Genomic DNA, 25,634 nt, shown 5'->3' with positions numbered 1-25,634 from the left:
CAGGGTCACTTTAGTGAAGGGGGACGCCAGGCGCAGCGTCCCTGCATGGCCGGCGAAGGGGTCGGCTAAGCGCAAGCGTGCAGCGGCGGAAAGCGCGCCGGGATCGACGCTATTTCAGCCAGCGTTGCCCGTTGGCTTTCATCTCCGCTTCCAGCTTGCTACCGCGGGTGGCAAACACTCTGCCCAGCGGGAAACCGCTCTGTTCGAGTAAATAGGCCAGGGCGGCATATTCACGCGGGTACTTCATGGCGACCGTCTTATCGATCTCAACGGGGCCGAGTGGAAAGGTGAAGGTGCCCATATCGTAAACGCTCTGGCGGTGAAAAAACTTCCAGACGCCCGCTCTTTTTTCAGCCAAATCGTAAAACCGGTTGTGGCATTCACAACCGACGTTGAGTGTGACGTTCTCGGCGATAATCATCGCATTGGTCTCAAGAATCGCTTTGTTGCCGCTGGCGTTAAAGGTGATGACCGGCGTGCCGATAAGATGTTTGGTACGTAAATCCGATGCCCCCATACGCATTGAACCATCGACAAAGTCGCTGGCTAACCCCTCGAACCAGGTGATCTCAATCGTGCCATCGGGATGGAACAGATCGCGTAACCGATCCCATTCGCCGAGGTCGCGGTGTATCCAGCCGTTAACCAGATCATTAAGTTGTTGGCGGTCTTGCGGTTGATTGTGCATAGCGTGAACTCCCGTTAATTGACGGCATTCAGTTTGCGGACAAAGAGGATTAAACTCTAATAGATAGATTTGACTGAACAATCATTTGAAGTGATTGATGGAGCATGTTATGGAGTTACGCCACCTGCGATATTTCATGGCGGTCGCCGAAGAAGGGCATTTCGGGCGCGCTGCCGAGCGGCTGAATATCGTGCAGCCGGCACTCAGTATGCAGATTAAGGCCCTCGAAGCTGAGCTGGGCGGCGCCTTATTTATGCGTACCAGCCGCCGCGTCGAGCTCACCGAGGCCGGTTTGCTTCTGCAGGCCGAGGCGCGGCGGACTCTGGAACAGGTTGAACATACTCGCCTCGCCGTCGAGCGGGCTATCCGCGGTGAAACGGGCCGCGTACGGGTCGGTTTTGCTGGCAATGCCATCTTCAGCGGCAAGATGATCGCCGACCTGCGTCATTTCCGTAAAACCTATCCGGATGCCGAGGTGGTTATCGAGGAGATCGCCCCGCAGCGCCAGGTGGCGGCGATTCTCGCCGGCCAGTTAGATATTGGCTACACACCTGATAATAGCACCACCCGTTCACCCGCCATCAGGGTACATCAGGTCGGGCGTTGGGAGATGATGGTGGCGCTGCCTGACGATCACCCTTTTACCGCACACTCGCGGATCGCGGTGCCGATGCTCGCCGACGCGCCATTGATTCTCTACGAGGCCCACGATAGCCATGAGCCGCTTTATCTCATGCTGGCCCGGATGCTGGGAACCCGGTTCCACGTTGCCCATCGTTCCGCCAGCACCCTGAGCGTGCTGGCCATGGCGGCGGCAGGGCTGGGGGTGGCGTTGATACCGGCCCCGCTGCAGCAGGTCAGTATCCCTGGTCTGGTTTATCGTCGCCTCGACGCTCCGGAGGTGATGGCGAACCTGGTGATTATCGGCCGCGCTGAAGAGCCGGGAAATGCGGTAACGGCCTGGCTTGAACTGGCCACCTCGTCTAAAGCGCCGCCTTCTGCTGCCACAGCCAGAACAGCAAAGCCAGCGCGCTGAAGGCGGCGCCCGCAAGGCATACCGCATACCAGCCCCACAGGGCGTAGCATTGCGTTGCCACCACGGCGCCTAGCGCGCTGCCCGTGGAATAAAAGCACATGTAAGCGCCCACCAGACGGCTTTGGGCATCCGGTCTGGCGGCAAAGATCAGGCTCTGGTTGGTCACGTGTACCGCCTGGACGGCGAAATCCAGCATAATGATGCCGACAATTAACAGTAGCAGGGAGGTCTGCGCGTAGGCGATCGGCAGCCAGGCGAAGAGCAGCAGCGCCAGCGACAGGCCGGTAGTACGTTGCCCGGCCCCGCGGTCCGCCCACCGTCCGGCTTTTGAGGCGGCGAGGGCACCGGCGATGCCCGCGAGGCCAAATAGCCCAATCCGGGTATGGCTGAGTCCCTGTGCGCTCAGCGGTAATACCATCGAGGTCCACAATACGCTGAAGGCGGCAAAAATCAGCAGAGCGAATACCCCGCGGATCCTCAGCGTGTGTTCAGTGATAAAAAGCCGCAGCACCGAGCGCATCAGCGTCGGATAAGAGGCGTTCAGCGGCGGGCGGGAAAGGGAAGGGAGCGCCCGGCTCAGCACGCCGGCCATCAGCAGCATCAGGCCGGCTGAGCTCAGATAAACCGCTCGCCACCCGGTGAGATCGGCAATGACGCCAGAGGTCAAACGGGCCAGCAGGATCCCCAGCACCACGCCGCTGGTGACCATACCTACCGCTTTGCCTCTCTGCTGCACCGGCACCAGCGCCGCGGCGTAGGCCACCACAATTTGCACCACCACCGCCATCAGTCCGATAAAAAGCAGTGCGATGAGCAAGATTATCCAGCGGTTTGCGAAACCGACAAGGATCAAGGCTGCCGCCAACAGCAGCAGCTGAGCGATCGCCAGATGTTTGCGGTTAACCACATCGCCAAGCGGCACAAGGAACAGCAAACCGGCGGCATAGCCGACCGCCTTCAGTTCGTTAGCGCCGTTTGCGCTTTGCCGGCGAGGCGTTTTACGCGCAAAGGTTGAGTTGCCAGCGTCATACGCGATTAGGCAGGTAGAAAGCAGAAGTTTTGAAAACAGGTAAACAGTTTCTAACGCATTGGCTACGGCTGACTGTGAAATGGGATCCGCCATTAAGTACGGTTGTTCATTTTTTATATGATGCTGAGTCCAGAAATTCACGCCGTCTCACACGTCGTGGAAAATTGTGGCAGGGAGTATTCATGTGGTTGGACGTTCGTTGCCGGATGTTCGTACGGGGTTTGGTTATTGACGCTGGTGAGCGCCATAGCAGAGGCCGGAATGTGATTGTAACTACCAGAATCATCATGACCGTAAAATGCCAGTTCCTGCCTGCGGCTCCTTTGGTGCGCATAATGTATATTATGTTAAATTGCATAGCCAGGTAAGTCGCTTCATAAGCCCAACCCCTCCTTTATAAAGTCAGTATGCTTGACCTGTTTCATGCATTAGGTCCTCCACCTGAGATGAAAGTAAAAAGTCTGATACTTTTTCTTCGTGCCCTATACGAATCATGCCGGGTGCAGCTTCAGTACCCGGATAAAGTTTTAACACAGCCTGAACAGCATTACTAACAGCTTCATGTGATTGACTGGCTATCAAAACGTTGCGAACGAGGTTTTGCCCGGCCAGCGTACTTCGCCAGTTTTCCCGTATGCTGATTACGGCGAATCCGACTATTGCCTCTTGACGCTCATAGAAAAGCCGCCCCCTGTTTTGTTCGTCGTATTCTTTCCTGAAGGATTCCTACTGATTTAACCTTAGACGTACTATCAAATTATCGCTTATAGCGATTTGAACGTAACAGTCTTTGCGTTCTATTGAGGGAGCCTAAGGAACAATGTTCGCTGCTGAGTTTGTGATGATTTGAAACCATGATGAATGTAGAAATTTTTGGCTTCTTCGGTAAGTGCATGAACCATGATTGCACGTACACCAATATTCTCGGCAACCCGATAGCAACGAAGTACTGCATCATGAAGTAAATCAGCACCAAGCCCTTTTCCATGGAATGAGAGATCGACAGCAAGACGGGCAAGTATAATGACAGGGATGGGATCTGGCATGTTACGCCGAAGATTGCCTGTCGCTTCTGTATGGTTGACGCTGCCGGTGGCCAGAGAGTAAAAACCGGCTACTTGCTTCGTGTCTTTCTTGCACACCACAAATGTTCTGGCCGCTCCGAGAGCCTGATTTTTGAGGCCCTTTTGCTTCAACCAGTCATCGAGCACAGCCTCACCGCTGACGAACTCAGCCACCTGATGAAACGCGGACAAAGGTTCTGGTGCTGTTACACGTCCCACTGAGGTTTCCTTGCCAGCAGTTTTTCGATAACGGGATCATCTGCGACCGGTGCATCAAGCATATCGATGAACTCCGCATATTGCTCATCGTTAAAGTTAAATACACGGCGGTCAAGGATCACATTCTCGGCAGCCTGACAGGCCATTTCCAGAATGAAATCTGTACGTGACTTGTGGAGGATTTCTGCAGCTGCATCAATGAGCGCCCGCTGCGATTCCTTAGCTCTAAGGTTAAGTTGAACATCTGATTTCATGAGACACCTCTTGTATAGCATTTGCTTTACAAGCATAGCATAACCACCACGTATAGCAAACGCTATACATCAAGTTGTCGTTTTTCATTTTTTGACTACTGGTGTCCGCTTTGTGCCAGAAGCAGACGTAAGAAATAATCAACAAGCGCAGTTTCGTAAATCTAAGGTAATTTAAAAATCAGACGCGGGCCGTTATAGTTCATGCACTCTCTGACAGTGCTACATACATTACGGATTTAAGCCTTCACAAAAACAGGAAAGAACCCTTTTTTGCGGCTCCGATCGTTATTTAGGCAATGACCATAAAATCACGCCCTTCTTTACTGGAAGGAAAGGACTTAGGTGCGAGTTATCCGTCTTAACTGGCGCCCTCAGGCGTCCACGCGAATCGCTGAAATCAATGCTTTGAACGCCGCTGACATTTGCCGGTGCCCGGGGAAATAGAGGTAGAAACCGGGAACGGTCGGCGACCAGTCTGCAAGGACGCGCACCAGCCGGCCAGCAGCAACATGCTGCTGATTCTCTTCGTTGTCAGGGGCATACACTAACCCGATCCCCTGGAGTGCGACGTCGATCATCATCTCTACCGTATCCAGCACCAACGGCCCGCTTACCGGTATCGAGAGGTGTTTACCCTCTTTGTTAAACTCCCAGCGATACAGGTTACCGCTGGAAATTTGACGTCTGCCAATACACAAATGTTGTGGCAAATCCTGCGGCGTTTTCGGCGCCGGGAAACGGCGGAAATAATCGGGGGAACCATACACGGCCGCGGTGAAATCCTGTGTGACCCGCACCGCGTTCATATCCTGCGGAATATCAGAGCGCAGACGAATACCGGCATCAAAGCCCTCTTTGACGATATCCACAAAGCTATCATTGAGCGATATTTCCAGCGTTATATCGGGGAAATTGCGCGAAAACTGCTGAAAAACGGGCGCGAAGACCATCTGGTATGCAATGCGCGGCGCGTTGATCCGCAGGCTACCGTGCGGATGCTGGCGAAAGGCGTTCACGTCTTCCACCGCTTGCGCAATGGTTGAAAAGGCAGGCGCAATTTTCTCCAGCAATGCCATTCCTGCTGCAGTGGGCAAGACGGTGCGGGTGGTGCGATTAAGTAGCCTGACGCCGAGGCGATCTTCCAGTGAGCGCAAAGAATGACTGAGCGTCGAAGCGGTCAGGTTAAGTCGCGCGGCGGCCCGGCGAAAACTCCGCTCTTCGGCGACGGCAACAAAAGCGGTCAGTTCCCCCAGTTCATTGGTACGCATGACGGCTATCCTGTTGATGAATGTGAGCCACTAAAACATGCGATATAGCATGGCTTATCCGTAATAATAAATCATCCTATAGTTGCCGCACACGCTTCAGACCTTAACCTCAACATGGCTCAATCAGCAGGAATAGGTCTTCCCCCTTATCATCAAGGATTCAGCACTATGAAAACGTTCATCGATAAAGTGGTACTCGTTACTGGCGGCACCTCGGGTATTGGCCGGGCCACTGCGCTTGCCTTTGCTCAGGAAGGAGCCAGCGTTGTTGTGGTCGGCCGGCGGGAAACGGAGGGTAACGAAACCGTCACGCTCATCGAACAAGCCGGCGGCAAAGGACTCTTCGTCCGGGCCGATCTTTCGCGCGAAGAACACGTTGCCCTCTCGGTCGCGCGGGCCGTCGAGGCGTTTGGTGGCTTACATTATGCTTTCAACAATGCCGGTCTGTTCCTCCCTCCTGCCCCCATTACGGAAACCTCAGCGGATGCCATCGACCGCATCCTGACCGTCAATGTGCGTGGAACCGCCCTTTGTATGAAGCACCAAATCCCGGCGATCCTGAAAAGCGGTGGCGGTGGTATCGTCAATACCGCCTCGTTCCTCGGCCTCAGGGCCTTTCCGGGGTCGGCGATATACAACGCGAGCAAATTTGCCGTTATCGGGCTGACCAAGTCGGCAGCGGTGGAGTTCGCTTCCCAGGGCGTTCGGATCAATGCGGTGTGTCCGGGCGTTATCGACACGCCGATGAACGAGGAGATGCGCGCTGAAGAAAACGGCCGTGATTTTCTCAATGGCCTGCAGCCGATGAAACGCACCGGTCGTCCCGAAGAGATCGCCGGCGCGGTTCTGTACCTGTGTTCGCCCGGCGCGGGGTTTATCACCGGCACGACTCTCAGCATTGATGGCGGCATCACCATTTAGCGGCTCCCCTCTTTGACGACGTGCTGACTGTCATCAGGCTGCCGCGAACGGCAGCCTGACGGGAAACGCATCCGGAAGGCGGCATAAACGCGGAACAATCCCTACATCACTATGTCACCAGACTGATATTTCGAGCTTTTCCATACGCTGGCATACCCTCAATCCTCGTTGTCGGATACACTATTAACAAATAATTAACTTTTTGGCCGCCGGGAATGTAAGGATGGAGAAAAAAACCGAACACTTTATCGGACTTGAGTGGCTACGCTTTCTGCTGGGATGTTACATCATGGTGTACCACTCCCTGCACGTCTATCCGCAGGCCAGAAGCGTCCCTTTTCTGGCTGAAGTAGCCAGTATGGGCTTCTTTGCCACCAGCGCCTTTTTTGTGCTTTCCGGTTTTTTGCTGACCCACATCTACAGCCGCCACGGCAGGATGCGTGAGTCCGCCAGGCGCTTCTGGGCCAAACGTCTGTTTAACCTCTATCCGATCCATATTATTGCCCTGCTGGCGGCGATTGCCGTGGTTGCCCTGATGCAATGGCTGGCGATCCCGCCGGAGGGCCCAGTCGCCAGCCCGCGCTTTGTGGTTTATGACACCAATGAACGGCTGGATCCCGCCGCGCGCGAACTACTACGTCACTATATGACTGACCCGGAGCTGTTTTTTAATCTGCTGCTGCAGGTCTTTATGCTCCAGGCGTGGAATCCGTACTTTCTGACCTTCAACGCGCCGCTATGGTCAATTTCCACGCTGTTCTTTTTCTATCTGTGCTTCCCGCTCCTGGCGCCGCGTCTGGTATCAGTCCGCCGTCCGGGCGCGATCTTCCTGGTATTGTGGGCGCTCTATTTGCTACCGGCGGCATGGGCGGTCTGGCACCAGTTATACGGTATGCCATATACCGGTCTGCTGCAGCGCAACCCGCTGCTGCGGCTGCCGGAGTTCCTGGCCGGCGTCGTCAGCTATACGCTGTTCAGGCGCTACCGCGCTACCGCCTTGTGCCAGAGCCCCCGCTGGCGTGCCGCCGCCGCCCTGTTTGTGCTGCTGAGCTTCGCGATCGCGATGCTGCTCATTACCCGCACTGAAGGCCGTCACTGGTATTTTTTACTGCACAACGGGCTGCTCCTGCCCGCGCAGTGCCTGCTGATCGCCCTGTGCGCCCTGAGCCGGGCGCCGCAGAACAGCCGCTGGCTGGAACACTGGTCGCCGCGGCTGGGCGCGACCTCGCTCTCCATTTTCGCTCTGCACGTCCCGCTATTTAATCTGTTTCGCACCCTGGAACAGCTGCTGCGGGGCGACCCCGGGCTGTGCCTGCGCGACTGGCAGGGCTGTATCCTCGCCGCCGGCCAGGTCTCTTTGTCAATCCCCGGGTACCTGCTCTACCTGACGCTGACGGTATTTCTCTGCCTGTTATTTCAGGAACGGGTGGTGGCGACGGTACGTCTTTGGCTGACCCGGCGCTTCCTGTAGAAATAACAGCGGCATCTTTCCTGATGCCGAAGAGCGCCTCAATTTACCGATGAAAAATAGCGTTGGCCTGACGCCGCAGAAATACCTCAACCGTCTGCGGCTGATGCATGCTCGTCACCTTTTACAATGAGCTACATTGCTTCTCTGCAGTGCGGCACCGGGCACAGAATAGTTTAAAGCTGGCAAAGTGTATAATCATAACAACCGTGTGGAAGGTAAAAGAATATACCCTCATTTCAGTAGCAACAGGATATTTCAATCGCATGGTCAAAACAAAAAATACGACAGCTCAGACACAATGGCAAAAAAGCCAGCCCTGCGGCTGGCCTTTTGACATTGTTACGCCAGGGTCGTTATTTATAAACTTCGGCCGTCGCTTCAAAGTTTGGTCCATGTTCACGGGCCGCCGTAATAACATAGAACTTGCCGCCTTTTTCATCGGCTAATTTGGAAAGCTGGTCATGCAGATCTGAAGGTGAAGAAAATTGCCCACCCGATGGCCCAACAGAAATGCTGCCAACATGGGTGAGTTTAAAATGGGATACTTCTTCTTTGGTAATTAGCTGAGAGGCAGAGGCGCCGAATGCAAGTGCTGAAAGGGCTAAAGCGGCTAAGACCTTTTTCATACTGTAATCTCCTTGGGAAGAAACTCATTTGAAGCTCTATGAGTATAGTCAGGAAATGGGTCTTTGCCGTTAAACCAACAAAAAATCACGTATCGTTATTTACAACAGTCTTCCCCTCGTTTTATCAACATTAATAAAATGCTCACCCTGGAGAGCGAAAGCTTTTATCTGGCGATAAAAAAAATGCTGAGCCTGGCCGGCCAATTTCACGGCGGCGTTATCGCTGAAAGCGTGGAGGAAGAGGCGCAGCCCGTACGGTTGCAAGAGATGGGGTGAAAACCGGCCAGGGATATTTCTCTCTAAGGCTATTAACGTGCAGGAATTTATCACCACGGTCGACATTGAACCGCATTAACTCAAGAACGGGAAACGGAACAACAAAAATACCCTCACGCTTTGATGATGCCCTGCTCGCTCTCTTCCCGACGTAACGTTGCGCCGCACCGAAGTGCGGCTGGTGCGCATTTATCACCGGGCCAGTAGCCGCTGCGGGTGAGTGTAAACCGTGGCTTTTCCGCTCCGGCAGAAGCCAACCAGGGTTAAATGACAGCGCTCGGCCACTTCCACGGCGAGCGTCGTGGCTGCGGAGACCGCGAACAGGATTTCCACCCCACACATCGCTGATTTCTGCACCATCTCGTAACTGGCCCGGCTCGATACCAGAGCTGCCCCATTTGTCCACTCCGGGTTGCCGCTCCGGCTCCCGAGGAGCTTGTCCAGCGCGATGTGACGGCCAATATCTTCATATCCGCCAGGGAGCTCGCCCGCGGCGTTGATCCACGCCGCAGCATGGGTACAGCCGGTCAGCTGCCCCACCGGCTGATAGCGGGTGAGCTGGCTCAGGGCGCGATCCACCGCCGTCAGATTGATGGTCTGCGTAAAAGGTAATGGCCGTACGGGCTTTCCGATATCGGTCAGCTGTTCCACCCCGCATACTCCGCAGCCGGTTCGGCCAGCCAGCGCGCGCCGACGTTCCTTGAGCGCCATAAAACGCCGGCTCGACAGCTCAATCTGTACCTCAATCCCCCGGCAACCCGGGAGAATATCAATGCCGTAGATTTCAGTACGATTTTCGATAATCCCTTCAGACAGCGAAAAGCCGATGGCAAAATGTTCAAGATCCTTTGGCGTAGCCATCATTACCACATGCGAAATACCGTTATAGACGAGCGCAACCGGCACTTCCGCCGCCAGCACATCAGCCTGCGGCGTTTGCAGATTAGCGCCTCTCCATAGCGAGACTTCGCGATATTCGGCGGTATTATCGAGAACGTCGGGACGGGCAGTATTCATTTGCGGTTAACCAGGTAACTAAAATTAGTATAGGGTTGGCAAAGATATGGCCCTCTCCAGCTTAAGCCGAAGAAGGCCAGCGTATTATTTCACATTGCGATGCGGAGTCTTCAGGATCTCCTTAGAACGCAATGTGATCTTCACCGGGACGGACTTATACGAAGGTGTCCCGCTCTCTTGATCGATATAATCTAAAGGAACCAGCACGTTGGCTTCCGGATAGTAAGCGCCGACCGAACCCGGGGCAATTTTATAAGCCACCACCGTAATATCCTCCAGGCGGGCGGCAACCGTTTGACCCGCAAGGGCGGTTTCAATATCGACGCGGTCGCCATGTTCCAGACCGTGCTGCGCCATATCCTGTTCATTCATAAACATCACGTCACGACGGCCAAAGATTCCCCGATAGCGGTCGTCCATCGCATAGATCGTGGTGTTGTACTGATCGTGGCTGCGTAAGGTAATTAGCCTGAAAATATCCTCGCCGGGGACGGTTATGTTTTCATGCACGCCCTTATAGACGGAAAACATCGCTTTACCGGTCGACGTTGGCCAGATCCTCTCCGTCGGCGGGAGCGGCATTCTGAAACCGCCAGGGTGGCGGATCCGCTCGTTATACTCTTCAAACCCGGGTATCGTCTGCTCGATCAGGAAACGGATCCGGTCATAATCCGCCACCAAATGTGTCCAGTCTATTTTGCTATCAGGCAGGGTTGCCTCAGCAATTCCGGCAATTATCGCCGGCTCTGAGCGTAAAAACGCCGAAGCCGGCTTCAGCTTCCCGGATGAGGCATGCACCATCGACATGGAGTCTTCCACGGTGATCGCCTGGCGACCGCTCTCCTGAATGTCCAGCTCTGTTCGCCCCAGACACGGCAAGATGAAGGTTTCCCTGGCCGTCAGAAGATGGGTCCGGTTGAGCTTCGTCCCGATATGGACACTCAGATCCAGCCCCTTCATCGCCGGATAGCCTCGCAGGTGATCCGGTAACGCCACCGCGAAATTGCCACCCAGGCACAGCAGCGCCTTTGAGCGGCCGTCAATCATCGCCTGCATCGCCTGAACGGCATCGTGGCCATGCTGTTTTGGCGGAACAAACCCGAAGACCTTTTCTAACTTCGCCAGAAACTCAGCGGACGGTTTTTCGGTAATGCCGACGGTACGGTTGCCCTGAACATTAGAGTGCCCACGTAATGGACAAACGCCGGCGCCGGGCTTGCCAATATTGCCCTTCATCAGCAGCAGGTCGACGATCAGTCTGACGTTTGCGGTGCCTTTATTATGCTGGGTGATTCCCATTCCGTAGGTAATAATGGTGGCATTGGATTTTGCATAAGCGATGGCCACATGGGCCAGCTCTTCCTGCCTGAGACCCGATTCAGCCTCAATGGCCGCCCACGGCGTGGCGTTGAGATCGTCGGCAAATGCCTGGAACCCTTCGGTGTGCTGGGCAATAAATTCCATGTCCAGAACATCGCCCTGCGCTTCCTGCATCTCCAGCAGCGTTTTGGCGATCCCTTTTAATGCTGCCGCATCCCCACCCGCCTTCACCAGATAGTACGACGAGGCGATATCCGTGGAGCTGTAGGTCGCCATTTCAATCACGCTTTGCGGGTCGGCAAAGCGTTCCAGCGCCCTTTCGCGCAACGGGTTGAAGACAATAATGGGCACTCCTTTTCTGGCGAGCTCGTGCAACGTCCCCATCATCCGCGGATGGTTCGTCCCCGGGTTATGGCCAATCGAGATAATCATCTCGGCGCTGTCAAAGTCTTCTAATGAAACGGTGCCTTTCCCGATGCCAATGGACTGCGGCAGGCCCACGCTCGTTGGTTCGTGGCACATATTTGAACAGTCAGGGAAGTTATTGGTGCCGTACTCCCTGGCCAGCAGCTGAAACAGCCAGGCGGCTTCATTCGATGCGCGACCGGAGGTGTAAAACTCCACTTCGTCAGGTGGCAGGCTCCGCAGGATCTCGCCGATGCGGGTAAAGGCGGCCTCCCAGGAGACCGGGCGAAGCGTATCGCTGGCGGCGTCATAAGCCAGCGGATGGGTCAAACGCCCGTATCCCTCGAGCTCATAATCGCTTTTCGCCAACAGCGAAGAGACCGTATTCGCCGCCAGAAATTCGGCGGTCACTCGTTTACTGGTGGCTTCCCAGGTCACGGCCTTGGCGCCGTTTTCACAAAACTGGAACGTCGACTTATGCTCTTTATCCGGCCATGCGCAGCCCGGGCAGTCAAAACCATCAGGTTGGTTGGTACGCATCAGCGTTACCGGCGCCTCCAGCGTATCCATCTGCGTGCGCACCGCAATGGCGGTCGCCTTCAGCGCCCCCCAGCCGCCCGCCGGCCCATCGTATGGGTGAACCCCAGGCACTGCTCGTTTTTTTATCGCCATAGTAAATACTCCAGTATGCGATCAATGGCCGTGGCGCGTTAAATCACGCCGCAACCCGGGGTGAAATGTTCAGAGAACATTTAAGGGAAAGAGTTAAATATATTTCGCGACTTAGGCTTCATTCCGGGTGATGAATAATTAAATACCCACTTTGTTGTTATGGATTAACACATGCGTTATATATTTAAATACACAACGATCTATTTGAATTAACCCGCGCAAGCATCTACGCTAATGATTACAACCTTACAATAAAATAATAACTCACAATTCACTTTTGTGTAATCAATTCGCTTTATTGGCTGATAGATACAACTTATTGGACTTATATAATTAACAACTTACTATTATCCGGCACGAGTGTTAATTTTGCGTTACAATTCATACTGGTTGTTTTTAAACAAATTCAATTCTTGATGCTTTGCACCACGTTCTCTTATTTATTGATTTAGATAAGGGTTTTCCTGGTACCTGTTAGTTTGATTAGGGGTAAAGGTGAGCTATGTTCGGATTAGATGCCTTCCATTTAGCGAGGATACAGTTTGCATTCACTGTCTCCTTTCATATTCTTTTTCCAGCAATTACTATCGGGCTCGCCAGTTTTCTGGCCGTTCTCGAAGGACTATGGCTTAAAACACGCAATGACACCTATAAGGAGCTCTATCATTTCTGGTCGAAAATATTCGCCGTAAACTTTGGTATGGGGGTGGTATCAGGGCTGGTGATGGCTTACCAGTTTGGTACCAACTGGAGCGGATTCTCGCAATTTGCCGGCAGTATTACCGGTCCTTTACTGACCTATGAAGTGCTCACCGCCTTCTTCCTTGAGGCTGGCTTCCTCGGCGTGATGCTTTTTGGCTGGCATCGCGTGGGACGCGGCTTACATTTCTTCGCCACCTGTATGGTCGCGCTGGGCACGCTGTTTTCCACCTTCTGGATCCTCGCATCCAATAGCTGGATGCACACGCCGCAGGGCTACGCGATTGAAAACGGGGTTGTCGTCCCGGTCGACTGGCTGAAAATCATCTTCAATCCGTCCTTCCCGTTCCGCTTGCTTCACATGTCGACGGCCGCCTTCCTGGCCAGCGCCTTCTTTGTTGGCGCATCCGCGGCCTGGCATCTGCTGAAAGGCAACGATACGCCCGCGATCCGCAAAATGTTCTCTATGGCGCTGTGGATGGCGCTGCTCGTCTCGCCGATTCAGGCCATGCTCGGCGATGCGCACGGACTGAATACCCTTGAGCATCAGCCGGCCAAAATCGCCGCCATCGAGGGACACTGGGAGAACAAACCCGGAGAAGCCACCCCGCTGGTACTGTTCGGCCTGCCGGATATGGATGCCGAAGAGACCAAATATAAGGTCGAAATTCCTTATCTGGGGAGCATTATCCTGACGCACAGTCTGGATAAACAGGTTCCTGCGCTGAAGAGTTTCCCGAAAGAAGATCGCCCCAACTCCACCATTATCTTCTGGTCCTTCCGCGTGATGGCCGGACTGGGGATGTTAATGGTTCTGCTCGGGGTGGTCAGCGCCTGGCTGCGCTGGCGCGGGCGGCTCTACAGCTCGAAGCCGTTCCTCTATTTCGCGCTGTGTATGGGCCCTTCCGGTTTGATTGCCATTCTGGCGGGCTGGTTCACCACGGAAATCGGGCGTCAACCGTGGGTAGTCTATGGCGTGCAGCGAACGCGTGATGCGGTTTCCGCGCACGGCGATTTGCATATGTCGCTGAGCCTGATTGCCTTTATTGTGGTGTATAGCTCCGTCTTTGGCGTGGGATATATGTATCTGGTGCGCCTGATTAAAAAAGGTCCGGTGCATGCCGACGAACACCAGGTTACGCCGGTTGGCACGCCTGCACGACCGCTCTCGGCGGTCAGTGAGTCCATGGCTACGCGTGGGAGAAACAAATAATGGGTATCGATCTGTCAATTATCTGGTTCGTCATCATTGTCTTCGCCACGTTGATGTATATCGTGATGGACGGCTTCGACCTCGGGATTGGTATTCTCTTCCCGTTTAATAAAGATGAAACCGACCGCGATATGATGATGAATACCGTCGCCCCGGTGTGGGATGGTAACGAAACCTGGATGGTGCTGGGCGGCGCGGCGCTGTTTGGCGCCTTCCCGCTGGCTTATGCCGTGATTATCGACGCGCTGAGTATTCCGTTAACCGCGATGCTGCTGGGCCTGATCTTCCGCGGCGTGGCCTTTGAGTTTCGCTTTAAAGCGACGCCTGAACATCGGCATATCTGGGATAAAGCGTTTATCGCCGGCTCCATCATTGCCACCTTCAGCCAGGGCATTGCCGTCGGCACCTTGCTGAACGGGTTGAGCGTTACCGGGCGGGAATATAGCGGCTCTGCGCTGGTGTGGCTGGCGCCCTTCCCGCTGTTCTGCGGGGTCGGTCTGGTTGCGGCTTACGCCTTGCTTGGCTGTACCTGGCTCATTATGAAAACCGAAGGGGCGCTGCATCGCCGGATGTCCGAACTGGCGATCCCGTTGACGCTGGGGCTGCTGGCCATTATCGCCATTATCAGCATCTGGACGCCGTTAACCCATTCGGACATCGCCAGCCGCTGGTTCAGCCTGCCGAATATCATCCTGTTCCTGCCGGTACCGTTGCTGGTCCTCGTTTGCTGCTGGGGTATTGTCCGCAGCGCCTATAACCGCCGGGCAAGCTATGGTCCCTTTATGCTGACCCTCGGACTGATCTTCCTTGGCTTTACCGGCCTCGGGATTAGCATCTGGCCAAATATTATTCCGCCGTCGATCTCTATCTGGCAGGCCGCCTCTCCGCCGCAGAGCCAGGGCTTTATGCTGGTGGGGGGATTGCTGATTATCCCGGTCATTCTGATGTACACCTGCTGGAGCTATTATGTTTTCCGCGGCAAAATCAAACCTGATGAGGGCTATCATTGATGCATACGTCAACGGAGAACACGGCTATGAACAGCGAAAACGAAACGCCTCGCCCGTTCTGGAAAAAGCTGATGTGGATGGTCATTATCTGGGCGGCCAGCGTGCTGGCGCTGGGAGTGGTGGCGACGCTGTTTAAGCTGCTGATGGCCGCCGCCGGCATGAGAACACACTAAGAACAGACCGGGCTACCCAGGTAGCCCGGTTTTTTTACCCGCCGCGCTTAACCGCGTTTAAACAGGCTGGCGGCCTGGAACAAGCCGAAAGAACTCACCAGCATCTCAATCCCCACAATCGCGGTGACCAGCGTCACCGAAGCTTCCGGCCCTGAACCGATCAGCGTCCAGGCAATGACCAGATCGAGAATACCGATGACAAACTGCAGCCAGTTTCCCGGCAGCCCGCGATGTACATACCCCGCGACCAGGCGCGCGATACCGCCAAAAGCAAACAGCACCGCCAGATACACCGCTAGCGCCAGAATCCCCGCCAGCGGGCTGGTGATAAAAACATAGCCAAAGAGTAGATAGGCGATACCAAGCAGAATACCGCCGATCGTAGGCCAGGTGTTTTGCGCGCGGTTGGCAAACATGCCAACGATCAATCCCGCGCCGCTCAACATCAGCAGAACGCCGACGAAAATGCTCAATACGGTCCCGGTGGCAAACGGATTGACCAGGCACATAAGTCCGCCAACCAGTAACAGGAAGGCAACCACCAGCAAAACGCCGCGCTGTTTTTTGAGTATCTCTTCACTCAGAAGTTGAGGAGTACGACGGTCAAAATTTAGCATAATGTATCTCCATGATTGGCTCTCCCTACCCGCTGGCCGCCTCGGAATGAGGGGCCGGAGAGCGTGGTTATGTCAGATTAAAATAACGATCGGGTTGATGTATCGGTGGTAGAGGTTTCTGTCGGGTCATATCCACAAGGTTACGTTCGATGGTGTTGCAGATAGCGTTGAGCGGCAGGTCGTTGGGATCGGTGCCAAAAGGCCGTTCAAGCTGTTCCGCCAGGGCATCCCACGATAGAAAGGCGTAGGAAATAAATACGGAAACAAAGGGCGTCATATAATGGAGGTCGCTTACCAGCGCAAAGGGCAAGAGCGTGCAAAAAAGATAGACCGTACGCTGCAGAATCAGCGTGTAGGCGAAAGGGACCGGGGTGTTGGCAATTCGTTCACAGCCGCCCTGCACATGAGCCAGTTCGTTAATGCTGTCATTGAGCAGATTGAAATTGATATCGCTGATCGCCCCCTTCCGGCGCAGCTCGCCAATCTCATTTCCCAGCAGCCACAGGATTTTATTGGTCGGGAACGGGCTGTACATTACCTGCATAAACACGCTTTTGGGGAGAATGCGGTAAACCTCATAAGAGGCTTCATTATTGCGCAGCTGGTTCTTAAGACTCCAGCTGAAGGCTATCAGATAATCCGCAATGATGTTATGCAGCGCCTTTTCCTCCGGGAGTAAATTCATAAACTGCCGCATAATGTTGCGCTGAGAAATAACCAGCGAGCCCCATAATGCCCGAGCCTCAACAAAACGACTGTAGGTGGCGTTATTGCGGAAACCCAAAAAGATGGCAATGGCAATCCCTAACAGGCTGAACGGCGCGACCGTCAGGTGAATGCCGAGCTGTTCGTACCATTGAAACAAAATAATGGCGATGATGGACATGCCAACATTGAGGCACAGGCGGAAAATAATATTTGAGAGTACGGAGCCATGCCAGGTAAACAGGCGAATAAACCAGTGTTGCGGTGGGCGCACAATCATTTTATAACGTCCTTAAATAAGACATCTTCTCATATTACTGACCCGCTTACCGGTGCGCCGGGCCTGTTTTGCGCGCCAGCAATCAGGCGTTTCCCCCTCCTGACTTGCCGCGGGTGAAATCCGCTTTAAGCGTAGCAGAAGGTGTAATAACGGGATGCTATGTGCTCATGAAAGCTGATGGATCTTCAGATCAAACAACGAGATGACGCCCATCAGGTGAGAAAAGATCGCACTCTGTAGTTTCTCAAAGGCGATCCACTCGGTCTGGCTGGCAAAGGCATAAAACTCGACCGGCAAACCGTAGGTGGTGGACTGCAGCTGTCTGACCATCAGCGTCATGTCCGTTCTGATAGCGGGATGCTGCGCCAGCCAGGCTTTAGCGTATTCCTGAAACAGTTCGATATTGGTTTCCGCCGCTGAGTCAGCGGCCATCAGCGGCGCTAATGCGCCATGATTAACGATCGCCTGTTTCCCCTCAGGGCTCAGGATGCGTACCGTGGCGATATCGACATTAATCGTGCGCTGGATGCGTCTGGCGCCATGCTCCACCATATAGCGCCAGTTTTTAAACGAGCCGGAAACCAGGGTATAGGTCGGGATCGTGGTGATGGTATTGTCAAAATTTAGCACCTTGACCGTCGTCAGCCCGATATCCTGGACGGAGCCATTGGCACCAAGGGAATCCAGTTCAATCCAGTCTCCCGGCTGCAGCATATCATTTGCGGCAAGCTGTATCCCGGCGACCAGCCCCAGGAGCGGGTCTTTAAAGACTAATAAAAGCACCGCCGCAATGGCGCTTAAGCCACTGAACAGAATGAGCGGCGATTTATCCACCAGCAGCGAAATAAGTAAAATAATATAGATCACCGCCCCCACCAGCTTGAGGCTTTGCTGAAGGCCGTGATAAGGCAAGCCCTTAAACTGCAGGTTCGTTTTGAGTAAATCGCAGATAACATCAATAAAGGCATAAAACGCGAGCAGCGCAAATGTCAGGGTCCAGATCCGCGCGCCGGTCAGGATCCACGCCAGTATTTCATGGTGTGGGTTGACAATGAATGACAGCTGGGCGGCCAGCACTGCCCCTTGCAGGGTTAAGACCATGCGATGAAAGAAGTGATGATGGGTAATTATCGTCAGTTTTGATGTTTTTTTCCTGGCGACTTTGCGATCGAGATACGGCAAAACCAGGTAGTGGGCCACGCAGTGTAAAAGAATAAAGATTGCAATCACCCGCAGCACCGGTATATCGCTATTCCATACCATGTCGTGCAAATGCTGGTATAAATCATTATCCCTAAAATAGTGCATCATATTTTTCTGCTTATTTCCGGCTATATATTCTGCTAGTGGCGTGATTTTAGCGCAAGCCCTCGCCCGGCGAAACCGGCCCGTCTCCTCGGCCATTGCGGATGGCAAACGATACAGCGCTCCCCTCCGCCCACCTCTCCGGTAGTTATAAGGAAATAAATTTATACATATCAAATAGTTGATATATGTATAAAATATTCACGTAAACAAGGTGAACTTGTGGATAAGATGTTTGTCTTAGATCCGACACGCCCTACAATCCCAATACCCTATCGACTTAGACACCGCAGTTCGTCAGACGGACTGCGCTATCCCTGACTGTGAGGATCTGCATGACGAAAGAAATGTCTAACTTAGCGTTAGTTCCGGTTGGCAACCTCGATGCCTATATTCGGGCGGCCCACGCCTGCCCAATGTTATCGCTCGATGAAGAGCAAAATCTCGCGCGTAATCTGCGGGATAATAACGACCTCGATGCGGCGAAAAGCCTGATTTTGTCACACCTGCGCTTCGTGATTCACGTTGCGCGGCATTATTCCGGATACGGGTTACCGCAGGCCGATCTGATCCAGGAAGGCAACATCGGGCTGATGAAAGCCGTACGCCGTTTCGACCCTGACGTCGGAGTCAGGCTGGTGTCGTTCGCCGTACACTGGATCAAGTCCGAGATCCACGAGTACGTGCTGCGTAACTGGCGCATCGTTAAAGTGGCGACGACTAAAGCCCAGCGCAAGCTTTTCTTTAATCTGAGAAAGGCTAAGCAGCGTTCTGGCTGGTTCAATCATGATGAAATAGAGATGGTCGCCCGGGAGCTGGGTGTATCAGCGAAAGATGTCCAGGAGATGGAATCACGTCTGGCGGCACAGGATATGGCTTTCGATCGGGATCCCGATGATGATGCGCAGAGCCATGCCACGGCCCCTGCTCTCTATCTGCAGGATACGTCTTCCGATTTTGCCGAAGCGCTCGAAGAGCACAGCTGGGAAGATCGGGCGAGCCACCGTCTGGAAGATGCCCTGCAGAATCTGGATCCGCGCAGCCAGGAGATTATCCGCGCGCGCTGGCTGGATGAAGACAGTAAAGCCACGCTGCACGAACTGGCGGAACGCTACGGGATATCGGCGGAACGGGTGCGTCAGCTGGAGCAAAATGCGATGAAAAAGTTACGCATCGCCGTTGAAGCATAACGGGCGGGACAGGCGCGCCAGCCTTGCCCGTCGTTGAGGCACCGGCCGCCGCGGAAAATCGGCGGCAGGCGCCTGTTCAGCCAGCGGCGACTAAAACCCCGGCGCGGATTGCCCCTCAAGCCGGCGGATTATTTAAAGTGAAAACTCTCCGGATGGTTATCCAGACTGCCGCTCAGCGCGGCAAAAAGCACCGTTTTACCGTCTATCGAAAGCTCATCGGGAACATTCAGCCAGCTGAGTTTCTGCTCAGCGCCGTCCTCAGCGCTCACGGAAAAGACGCCGGTCATTTTTTGCGCCTCCTGAGAATAGAGCACCGCAATACTTTGTGACGCGCAGTCATGCGGCTTGCAGGACTGGAGAACGACATAGCGGACGCCGCCAATGGTCACGTTCTGCGCCTGCGATGAAGTGCCCCCCTGGACAACCCAATCTGGTAGCGTGTGGTGTTGCGTCATCTGCGCAAACAGGGCGTGAGTCTGTCTATTTTTCGCCAGACCGCTGACCGTTAATTCACTCCCGGCGCAGGCTGAAAAAGCCATGACGGACAGCAACGAGATAATCAGGGTTTTCTTCATTTAATGAACTCCTTTTCGGTTCAACATGATGCGGAAATCGCAGTCAGGGTAATTAAAGCATATCCCGCGCCGGGGACAAGTCCGCGCAACCTTCGTATCAACAGCGGCGCAAACGAACAGACGTCATATCCCCTCTTCCGCTGTTGTGATCCCGCAGACGCCATCTGCAGACCATTCGGTTAACTGACGCTGGTTTCAGGTTTTCCTCCCGCTGTTCAGATCGTTTTAAAAGGGTCTTTTAACGACGATTGTACAAATTTGTTAAAAAAATGGTTTAAAAAGCATGGGTGGTTAACACTGAAACGAACCAGGTGGTACAATGCCGTGCTGAATGATTATGCTGAGGTCGTTGTTCTTGTTTCTACAGAAGACACCGGCCGGCATGACCTTGTAACAACTATCACGCTTTTTTCGGAGAGTTCCTGCATGTCTGGATTACACGACCGGCCGAGCCCTGTGCTCAGGATATGGTGCTGTATATTAGGGGTGGCGCTAAGTCTTAGCGGCCTGTTCTTTGCCATTGAAGGGGGAAAACTGCTCTCTCTCGGCGGTAGCGGGTATTTTCTTATTGCCGGCATAGTGATGCTCTTCTCTGCCGTCCAGTATTTCCGCAGTAAATCCTCTGCTGTGGTGTGGTTCATTCTGGTTTTTCTGGGGACGCTGATTTGGGCGTTATTTGATGCCGGCTGGGATTTCTGGCCGCTGGTCTCCCGTCTGATGGTTCCCACCGGCTTTATGCTGTTTGGTTTTGCCACCTGGCCTGCGCTGCGTCAGCGCGAAGGCAAAAGCAGCTTCAGCAAGCTGTCTTATACCCTCGCGGTTGTCTTAGCCGCCGGCATGCTTGGCGCCTTCGTTCAAATGTTCCAACCGCACCCGACCGTCGCCTTCAAAGGGGAAGAGCTGCCGCTGATCCCGGTTGAGCAAAATAAAGCGCAAAAAAACTGGGAAAACTACGGTAATACCCCCGGCGGTGACCGCTTCGTCGCACTCGATCAGATTAACCGTAACAACGTCAAAGACCTGAAGGTCGCCTGGACTTTCCATACCGGCGATATTCCGATCAGCCCTGGCGGGAACGGCGCGGAAGATCAGCAAACGCCGCTGCAGGTGGGGGATAAAGTTTTCCTCTGTACTCCGCATAACAACGTGATTGCCGTTGACGCCAACAGCGGTAAGCAGATCTGGAAACGTGAAATCAACGCCCAATCCCAGGTATGGAACCGCTGCCGCGGTCTGGCTTATTTCGATGCCACCCAGCCCATCGTTCAGCCTACCGTGCCGGATTCTACCCCGGTACCGCTGCCGACGCTGGCCGCCGGTGACACCTGTCAGCGCCGTATCCTGATGAACACCATCGATGCCCGCCTGGTCGCCATCAATGCTGATAACGGTGAGTTTTGCTCCGCCTTTGGTCATAACGGCATCGTTGACCTGAAAGCCGGTCTGGGTGACGCCAGCGATCCGAAATATCAGCTGACCTCTGCCCCGACTCTCGCCGGAACCACCGTTGTGGTCGGCGGCCGTGTCGCCGATAACGTGCAAACCGATATGCCTGGCGGCGTCATTCGTGGCTTCGACGTCATTACCGGTCAGATGCGCTGGGCCTTCGACCCGGGTAACCAGGATCCTACGGCCAAACTGCAGGAGGGACAGACCTACGTCCGCAGTACGCCTAACTCATGGGCCCCGATGTCTTACGATCCGGCGATGAATACCGTGTTCATGCCGATGGGTAGCTCATCCGTTGACCTGTGGGGGGCCAACCGTACCGCGCTCAACCACAAATATGGCGCGTCCGTGCTGGCCGTCGATGCGACCACCGGTAAAGAGAAGTGGGTTTACCAGACGGTTCATAACGACCTGTGGGACTTCGACCTGCCGATGCAGCCCAGCCTGATCGACTTCCCGATGAAGGATGGCACCAGCAAACCGGCGGTGGTGATTGGCGCTAAAACCGGACAGATCTTTGTGCTCGACCGTCTGACCGGCAAGCCGCTGACCGAAGTCAAAGAACTGCCGGTCAAAACCCGAACGATTCCGCACGAGCAGTATTCTAAAACGCAGCCGTTCTCTGTCGGCATGCCATCGATTGGCAATGACAAGCTGACCGAATCGGATATGTGGGGCGCAACGCCGTTCGACCAGCTGATGTGCCGTATCAGCTTCAAATCGATGCGTTATGATGGTCTGTTCACCGCGCCGGATACCGATAAGTCCCTGAGCTTCCCGGGCTCATTGGGTGGCATGAACTGGGGCAGTATGTCCATTGACCCCAATAATCAGTACCTGTTCGTCAACGACATGCGTCTTGGCCTGTGGGTACAGATGATCAAGCAGGACAACAATCAGGCGGCAGCCAGCAACGGCGGCGAGTCGGTCAACACCGGAATGGGGGCCGTACCGCTGAAAGGCACGCCGTATGGCGTTAATAAAGATCGTTTCATGTCTCCGCTGGGTATCCCATGCCAGAAACCGCCTTTCGGTACGCTGTCGGCTATCGATCTGAAGACCCAGAAAATCGTCTGGCAGGTTCCGGCCGGTACGGTACAGGATACCGGACCGTTTGGTATCAAGATGCGTGTTCAGATGCCGGTTGGCATGCCCACGCTGGGCGGTACGCTGGCTACTCAGGGCGGACTGGTGTTCATCGCCGGGACACAGGACTATTATCTGCGCGCCTTCGATACCTCAAGCGGCAAAGAAGTGTGGAAAGCCCGTCTGCCGGTTGGCAGCGGCGGTACGCCGATGAGCTATGTCTCGCCGACAACCGGTAAACAGTACATTCTGATCTCGGCAGGCGGCGCCCGCCAGTCTCCGGACCGTGGGGATTACGTGATTGCCTACGCGCTGGACAATAAATAAGTTTCAGTCTGGCGTAAATTGATACCCGCTCCGGCGCTATCCGCCGGAGCTTTTTTTTACCCGTCTCACCGTATGCGTCCCGTTAGTTGTGGCATTTCGCCGGGTGGAAAATAAATCAGGCAGGTTTTTTAACCTGCCTGAATGCTTTGCCCGGAAGTCAGCAGACTTACGGTAACGCGTAGGCGATCACGTAGTCGCCGCGATTGGCGTTGGTACCGGTGCGCGTAGCGCCACCTGCCACCACCACGACATATTGTTTGCCATCCTTGCCGACATAGGTCATCGGTGCGCCCTGCCCACCAACCGGTAGACGACCGCGCCACAGCTCTTTACCCGTATTGTTATCAAAGGCGCGTACGTAGTAATCGAGCGAGCCATGGAAGAACGTCAGCCCCCCTTTCGTCACCAGCGGACCGCCCATGGTTGGCATTCCCAGTGGAATATAGACGCCCGGAGCGACGCCGCCGACCGGCGCATCCTGAATACTGCCGACCGGAACCTGCCAGCGGGTTTTCCCGGTGGTGAGGTCGATAGCGGTCATCGATCCAAACGGCGGTTTAAAACACGGTACCCCAAGCGGTGACATGAACATTGAGCGTTGTACGCCCCATGGCGTGCCCAGCTGCTTCGAGTATTCACCTTCGGTGCTGGCCTTGAGCCCTTCCCGTTCCGCATCTTCACGTTTAATGAATTGGCCCCATTGCGCCATGCGGATGTCATTGACGATAAGCGTCCCCGTAGACATATCCAGCGCGCCGCCGCCCCAGTTGAAACCGCCGTAGTAGCCCGGATAGATCAGCGTACGCTTTTTATCTGACAGCGGCGTAAACGGCCCTTCCCAGCGCATCTCTTTAAACTGAATACGGCAATACAGCTGATCGAAAATGGAGGCCCCCCACATATCGCTCTCTTTCAACGGCGTCGTGCCCACTGAAATGGCGGAGAACGGCTGGCGATCTGCAACCTTCATCCCGGGCATCGCGTCAGTTGGCACCTTGCGATACTCCACCGGATAAACCGGTTCCCCCGTGCGTCTGTCGAGGACGAACACTTCACCGCGTTTGGTCAACTGGATGACCACGGGGGTTACCTTGCCATCTTTACCCGGCAGGTCGAACAGAATCGGCTGAGAGGAAACATCATAGTCATACTGGTCGGTATTCGCGGTGCGGAAATGCCAGCGCTCTTTACCGGTTTTCAGCTCAATAGCCACAATCGCGTCATTGTATTCATCTGAATAACCATGACGATTCCCGGTCCAGAAGTCAGGCGTCTGGTTCCCGGTCGGGAAATAGGCCAACCCCAGCTTCGGATCGTAAGAGGCCGTTCCCCAAAAGTTAGGCGATTCGATGGCATAGGTTTGACCGTCTGGCAGCGGCGAACTGTCCTTCGCCCCACGGGATGGATCCCATGCCCACAGCAGTTTACCGCTCTGAACGTCGTAGCCACGCACCACGCCCGACGGTTCGCCGGTTTCGAGGTTATCATTCAGCTTGCCGCCCACCATCACAACGCCGTCGGCTACCAGCGGCGCAGAGGTCGGATAGTAATCGCCCGGCGCTCTTGGCCCCAGACCATCCAGCAGATTGACGAAACCATGGTCGCCAAAGTCTTCACACAGTTTACCGGTTTCGGCATCAACGGTGAAAAGGCGCGCATCGATAGTCGTACCGACAATACGTTTACGGCAGGCCGCTGGCGGCAGGCTTTGGCCCTGACCTTCGGCATTTGCCGCCGGCGCGGCGATCTCGGCGTAGCCAATCCCGCGGCAGCGTTTCCACTGCTTGTTGCCGTCAGTGATCTGCACATGCGGATCGTAGCGCCACTTTTCTTTACCGCTATCCGGATCCAGCGCGATAATTTTATTAAACGGCGTACACATGTACATCGTATCACCGACCTTAAGCGGCGTGGTTTGGTACTCTGCGCCGTCGATGGCTAAATCGCCTGTGCGGTAGGTCCAGGCCACCTTCAGATCTTTAACGTTTGCGGTGTTGATCTGCTTATATTGCGCAAAGCGCTGCCCGAGCGTATTTCGCCCCCAGGCGGTCCAGTCATCACCGCTATTCTCTTCCGCCTGCGGGTCAATCACCTTCGACGGCGTATTATCTGCTGCTATTTCAGGATGAACGCGGAACATATTCGCGAAAATAGCGACTATTGCGATCAGCAACCCTACAGACAATAGCGTGGAGACTTTGTTGCTCAGCGCTAATTTAGCGTCGCTCTGCAATACCGGTGAGAACAGCGTAGCGAATAGCGCCACCACCAGGAAAGTAATGGTTCGCGGCACCAGTTGCCAAAAATCGCTACCGACTTCGGCGAAAGCCCATATTAAGCTAATAAGCAATAGTCCCCAGGCGATATATAGCGCCCAGGTTCTGCGCTTAAATAAGCCTGCCCCGACCGCCGCCATCGCCAGACCCGCCGGCAGGTAGAACCACGAACCGCCGAGCGTGATCAGGTATACCCCGCCACCGGCAAGCAACAACCCCAGTATAATCAGTAAACTACCAATTAACCTGGATAACAGGAGAACGCTTTTTTTCATTTCAATAATTTCCTTGCTAAAACGATTGCCCTGAAGTTCAGGGACTGCTACAGATTTTTTTGTGGTTAAAAAAATAACCTATCGCAATAATTAACATGCGAAACTTTATTTTTTGGCAATAGTCTCCCGCTCCTGTTGCCAACGCAAAGGAGGGAAAATATTAACCAGATTAATGAAGGGGGAAATT

At 54.4% G+C, this 25,634-nt stretch carries 22 protein-coding genes; 9 read left to right on the top strand and 13 right to left on the bottom strand.

The genetic code is table 11. The features are described from left to right. Positions 1 to 109: 109 nt before the first annotated feature. Positions 110 to 688 carry a nuclear transport factor 2 family protein gene (locus tag EDF73_RS21360; protein WP_132731059.1) on the bottom strand — a complete coding sequence of 193 codons (579 nt, stop codon included), beginning with the start codon at positions 686 to 688 and terminating at the stop codon, positions 110 to 112. Between the two features lie 109 nt (positions 689 to 797). Between EDF73_RS21360 and EDF73_RS21355 the strand changes: the two genes are divergently transcribed. Further along, complete coding sequence (locus tag EDF73_RS21355) at positions 798 to 1,724, top strand: LysR substrate-binding domain-containing protein (RefSeq protein ID WP_132731058.1); 927 nt, start codon at positions 798 to 800, stop codon at positions 1,722 to 1,724. On the opposite strand, the gene EDF73_RS21350 is transcribed toward EDF73_RS21355, so the two are convergent. The 4 genes from EDF73_RS21350 to EDF73_RS21335 form a co-directional block, all read right to left on the bottom strand. Then, positions 1,672 to 2,847 carry an MFS transporter gene (locus EDF73_RS21350; RefSeq protein WP_132731057.1) on the bottom strand — a complete coding sequence of 392 codons (1,176 nt, stop codon included), beginning with the start codon at positions 2,845 to 2,847 and terminating at the stop codon, positions 1,672 to 1,674. The genes EDF73_RS21355 and EDF73_RS21350 overlap by 53 nt on opposite strands. A 704-nt stretch (positions 2,848 to 3,551) precedes the next feature. Next, positions 3,552 to 4,037 (bottom strand): GNAT family N-acetyltransferase, encoded by a 486-nt coding sequence (locus tag EDF73_RS21345; RefSeq protein WP_000533909.1) that lies wholly within the window; start codon positions 4,035 to 4,037, stop codon positions 3,552 to 3,554. After that, the gene (locus tag EDF73_RS21340) at positions 4,025 to 4,312 is read right to left on the bottom strand and encodes a DUF1778 domain-containing protein (RefSeq protein ID WP_132731181.1); all 288 of its coding nucleotides are present in this window, start codon (positions 4,310 to 4,312) and stop codon (positions 4,025 to 4,027) included. The genes EDF73_RS21345 and EDF73_RS21340 overlap by 13 nt, the downstream gene beginning before the upstream one ends. Before the next feature lie 350 nt (positions 4,313 to 4,662). Next, positions 4,663 to 5,559: a LysR family transcriptional regulator gene (locus EDF73_RS21335; protein WP_132731056.1), complete on the bottom strand. Its 897-nt coding sequence runs from the start codon at positions 5,557 to 5,559 to the stop codon at positions 4,663 to 4,665. A 168-nt stretch (positions 5,560 to 5,727) separates the two neighbouring features. On the opposite strand from EDF73_RS21335, the gene EDF73_RS21330 reads away from it, so the two are divergent. After that, positions 5,728 to 6,480, top strand: coding sequence for a glucose 1-dehydrogenase (locus EDF73_RS21330; RefSeq protein ID WP_132731055.1), 753 nt, complete (start codon positions 5,728 to 5,730; stop codon positions 6,478 to 6,480). 223 nt (positions 6,481 to 6,703) lie between these two features. Continuing rightward, positions 6,704 to 7,951 carry an acyltransferase gene (locus tag EDF73_RS21325; RefSeq protein ID WP_132731054.1) on the top strand — a complete coding sequence of 416 codons (1,248 nt, stop codon included), beginning with the start codon at positions 6,704 to 6,706 and terminating at the stop codon, positions 7,949 to 7,951. Positions 7,952 to 8,304: 353 nt separating this feature from the next. On the opposite strand, the gene EDF73_RS21320 is transcribed toward EDF73_RS21325, so the two are convergent. Then, positions 8,305 to 8,577: a DUF1471 domain-containing protein gene (locus EDF73_RS21320; RefSeq protein ID WP_132731053.1), complete on the bottom strand. Its 273-nt coding sequence runs from the start codon at positions 8,575 to 8,577 to the stop codon at positions 8,305 to 8,307. Between the two features lie 63 nt (positions 8,578 to 8,640). Here EDF73_RS21320 and EDF73_RS21315 point away from each other — a divergent pair, with 63 nt between their 5' ends. Beyond that, positions 8,641 to 8,853: a hypothetical protein gene (locus EDF73_RS21315; protein WP_132731052.1), complete on the top strand. Its 213-nt coding sequence runs from the start codon at positions 8,641 to 8,643 to the stop codon at positions 8,851 to 8,853. A gap of 192 nt (positions 8,854 to 9,045) precedes the next feature. Here EDF73_RS21315 and fdhD read toward each other — a convergent pair whose 3' ends face one another. Both fdhD and EDF73_RS21305 read right to left on the bottom strand, forming a co-directional pair. Then, positions 9,046 to 9,870, bottom strand: coding sequence for a formate dehydrogenase accessory sulfurtransferase FdhD (fdhD, locus tag EDF73_RS21310; protein WP_132731051.1), 825 nt, complete (start codon positions 9,868 to 9,870; stop codon positions 9,046 to 9,048). Between the two features lie 84 nt (positions 9,871 to 9,954). Next, positions 9,955 to 12,267: an FdhF/YdeP family oxidoreductase gene (locus tag EDF73_RS21305; RefSeq protein ID WP_132731050.1), complete on the bottom strand. Its 2,313-nt coding sequence runs from the start codon at positions 12,265 to 12,267 to the stop codon at positions 9,955 to 9,957. A 502-nt stretch (positions 12,268 to 12,769) separates the two neighbouring features. On the opposite strand from EDF73_RS21305, the gene EDF73_RS21300 reads away from it, so the two are divergent. The 3 genes from EDF73_RS21300 to EDF73_RS21290 are packed head-to-tail and all read left to right on the top strand — an operon-like array spanning position 12,770 to position 15,362. Then, positions 12,770 to 14,179, top strand: a complete 1,410-nt coding sequence (locus tag EDF73_RS21300; protein ID WP_132731049.1) for a cytochrome ubiquinol oxidase subunit I — start codon at positions 12,770 to 12,772, stop codon at positions 14,177 to 14,179. Next, positions 14,179 to 15,189, top strand: a complete 1,011-nt coding sequence (gene cydB / locus EDF73_RS21295; protein WP_132731048.1) for a cytochrome d ubiquinol oxidase subunit II — start codon at positions 14,179 to 14,181, stop codon at positions 15,187 to 15,189. Before EDF73_RS21300 ends, cydB begins: the two co-directional genes overlap by 1 nt. Before the next feature lie 26 nt (positions 15,190 to 15,215). After that, positions 15,216 to 15,362 (top strand): DUF2474 domain-containing protein, encoded by a 147-nt coding sequence (locus EDF73_RS21290; protein WP_132731047.1) that lies wholly within the window; start codon positions 15,216 to 15,218, stop codon positions 15,360 to 15,362. A 47-nt stretch (positions 15,363 to 15,409) separates the two neighbouring features. Here the strand turns inward: EDF73_RS21290 and EDF73_RS21285 are convergent, their stop codons facing one another. The 3 genes from EDF73_RS21285 to EDF73_RS21275 form a co-directional block, all read right to left on the bottom strand. Beyond that, positions 15,410 to 15,979: an HdeD family acid-resistance protein gene (locus EDF73_RS21285; protein ID WP_132731046.1), complete on the bottom strand. Its 570-nt coding sequence runs from the start codon at positions 15,977 to 15,979 to the stop codon at positions 15,410 to 15,412. A gap of 67 nt (positions 15,980 to 16,046) precedes the next feature. Continuing rightward, entirely contained in the window at positions 16,047 to 16,964 is a 918-nt protein-coding gene (locus EDF73_RS21280; protein WP_132731045.1) for a bestrophin family ion channel, read from the bottom strand. A 165-nt stretch (positions 16,965 to 17,129) separates the two neighbouring features. After that, complete coding sequence (locus EDF73_RS21275; protein WP_165905764.1) at positions 17,130 to 18,275, bottom strand: mechanosensitive ion channel domain-containing protein; 1,146 nt, start codon at positions 18,273 to 18,275, stop codon at positions 17,130 to 17,132. A gap of 329 nt (positions 18,276 to 18,604) precedes the next feature. On the opposite strand from EDF73_RS21275, the gene rpoH reads away from it, so the two are divergent. After that, positions 18,605 to 19,459 carry an RNA polymerase sigma factor RpoH gene (rpoH, locus tag EDF73_RS21270; RefSeq protein WP_132731043.1) on the top strand — a complete coding sequence of 285 codons (855 nt, stop codon included), beginning with the start codon at positions 18,605 to 18,607 and terminating at the stop codon, positions 19,457 to 19,459. A 128-nt stretch (positions 19,460 to 19,587) separates the two neighbouring features. Here the strand turns inward: rpoH and ivy are convergent, their stop codons facing one another. Beyond that, entirely contained in the window at positions 19,588 to 20,034 is a 447-nt protein-coding gene (gene ivy, locus EDF73_RS21265; RefSeq protein ID WP_132731042.1) for an Ivy family C-type lysozyme inhibitor, read from the bottom strand. A gap of 426 nt (positions 20,035 to 20,460) precedes the next feature. Here ivy and EDF73_RS21260 point away from each other — a divergent pair, with 426 nt between their 5' ends. Further along, the gene (locus tag EDF73_RS21260) at positions 20,461 to 22,896 is read left to right on the top strand and encodes a glucose/quinate/shikimate family membrane-bound PQQ-dependent dehydrogenase (RefSeq protein ID WP_132731041.1); all 2,436 of its coding nucleotides are present in this window, start codon (positions 20,461 to 20,463) and stop codon (positions 22,894 to 22,896) included. A 166-nt stretch (positions 22,897 to 23,062) separates the two neighbouring features. Here EDF73_RS21260 and EDF73_RS21255 read toward each other — a convergent pair whose 3' ends face one another. Further along, positions 23,063 to 25,447 (bottom strand): membrane-bound PQQ-dependent dehydrogenase, glucose/quinate/shikimate family, encoded by a 2,385-nt coding sequence (locus EDF73_RS21255; protein WP_132731040.1) that lies wholly within the window; start codon positions 25,445 to 25,447, stop codon positions 23,063 to 23,065. Positions 25,448 to 25,634: the final 187 nt, after the last annotated feature.

The organism is Klebsiella sp. BIGb0138 (assembly GCF_004342285.1).
In the GTDB taxonomy this organism is placed as follows: domain Bacteria; phylum Pseudomonadota; class Gammaproteobacteria; order Enterobacterales; family Enterobacteriaceae; genus Klebsiella.
The sequence above is the reverse complement of the archived record's forward strand: the minus strand, read 5'-3'. Positions and strand labels throughout refer to the sequence as shown.

Excerpts from the sequence above, each read along its gene's own strand:
- EDF73_RS21360 (WP_132731059.1), bottom strand. The coding sequence starts at position 688 with ATGCACAATCAACCGCAAGACCGCCAACAACTTAATGATCTGGTTAAC.
- EDF73_RS21355 (WP_132731058.1), top strand. The coding sequence starts at position 798 with ATGGAGTTACGCCACCTGCGATATTTCATGGCGGTCGCCGAAGAAGGG.
- EDF73_RS21350 (WP_132731057.1), bottom strand. The coding sequence starts at position 2,847 with ATGGCGGATCCCATTTCACAGTCAGCCGTAGCCAATGCGTTAGAAACT.
- EDF73_RS21340 (WP_132731181.1), bottom strand. The coding sequence starts at position 4,312 with ATGCTATACAAGAGGTGTCTCATGAAATCAGATGTTCAACTTAACCTT.
- EDF73_RS21335 (WP_132731056.1), bottom strand. The coding sequence starts at position 5,559 with ATGCGTACCAATGAACTGGGGGAACTGACCGCTTTTGTTGCCGTCGCC.
- EDF73_RS21330 (WP_132731055.1), top strand. The coding sequence starts at position 5,728 with ATGAAAACGTTCATCGATAAAGTGGTACTCGTTACTGGCGGCACCTCG.
- EDF73_RS21325 (WP_132731054.1), top strand. The coding sequence starts at position 6,704 with ATGGAGAAAAAAACCGAACACTTTATCGGACTTGAGTGGCTACGCTTT.
- EDF73_RS21320 (WP_132731053.1), bottom strand. The coding sequence starts at position 8,577 with ATGAAAAAGGTCTTAGCCGCTTTAGCCCTTTCAGCACTTGCATTCGGC.
- fdhD (WP_132731051.1), bottom strand. The coding sequence starts at position 9,870 with ATGAATACTGCCCGTCCCGACGTTCTCGATAATACCGCCGAATATCGC.
- EDF73_RS21305 (WP_132731050.1), bottom strand. The coding sequence starts at position 12,267 with ATGGCGATAAAAAAACGAGCAGTGCCTGGGGTTCACCCATACGATGGG.
- EDF73_RS21300 (WP_132731049.1), top strand. The coding sequence starts at position 12,770 with ATGTTCGGATTAGATGCCTTCCATTTAGCGAGGATACAGTTTGCATTC.
- cydB (WP_132731048.1), top strand. The coding sequence starts at position 14,179 with ATGGGTATCGATCTGTCAATTATCTGGTTCGTCATCATTGTCTTCGCC.
- EDF73_RS21290 (WP_132731047.1), top strand. The coding sequence starts at position 15,216 with ATGAACAGCGAAAACGAAACGCCTCGCCCGTTCTGGAAAAAGCTGATG.
- EDF73_RS21285 (WP_132731046.1), bottom strand. The coding sequence starts at position 15,979 with ATGCTAAATTTTGACCGTCGTACTCCTCAACTTCTGAGTGAAGAGATA.
- EDF73_RS21280 (WP_132731045.1), bottom strand. The coding sequence starts at position 16,964 with ATGATTGTGCGCCCACCGCAACACTGGTTTATTCGCCTGTTTACCTGG.
- EDF73_RS21275 (WP_165905764.1), bottom strand. The coding sequence starts at position 18,275 with ATGATGCACTATTTTAGGGATAATGATTTATACCAGCATTTGCACGAC.
- rpoH (WP_132731043.1), top strand. The coding sequence starts at position 18,605 with ATGACGAAAGAAATGTCTAACTTAGCGTTAGTTCCGGTTGGCAACCTC.
- ivy (WP_132731042.1), bottom strand. The coding sequence starts at position 20,034 with ATGAAGAAAACCCTGATTATCTCGTTGCTGTCCGTCATGGCTTTTTCA.
- EDF73_RS21260 (WP_132731041.1), top strand. The coding sequence starts at position 20,461 with ATGTCTGGATTACACGACCGGCCGAGCCCTGTGCTCAGGATATGGTGC.
- EDF73_RS21255 (WP_132731040.1), bottom strand. The coding sequence starts at position 25,447 with ATGAAAAAAAGCGTTCTCCTGTTATCCAGGTTAATTGGTAGTTTACTG.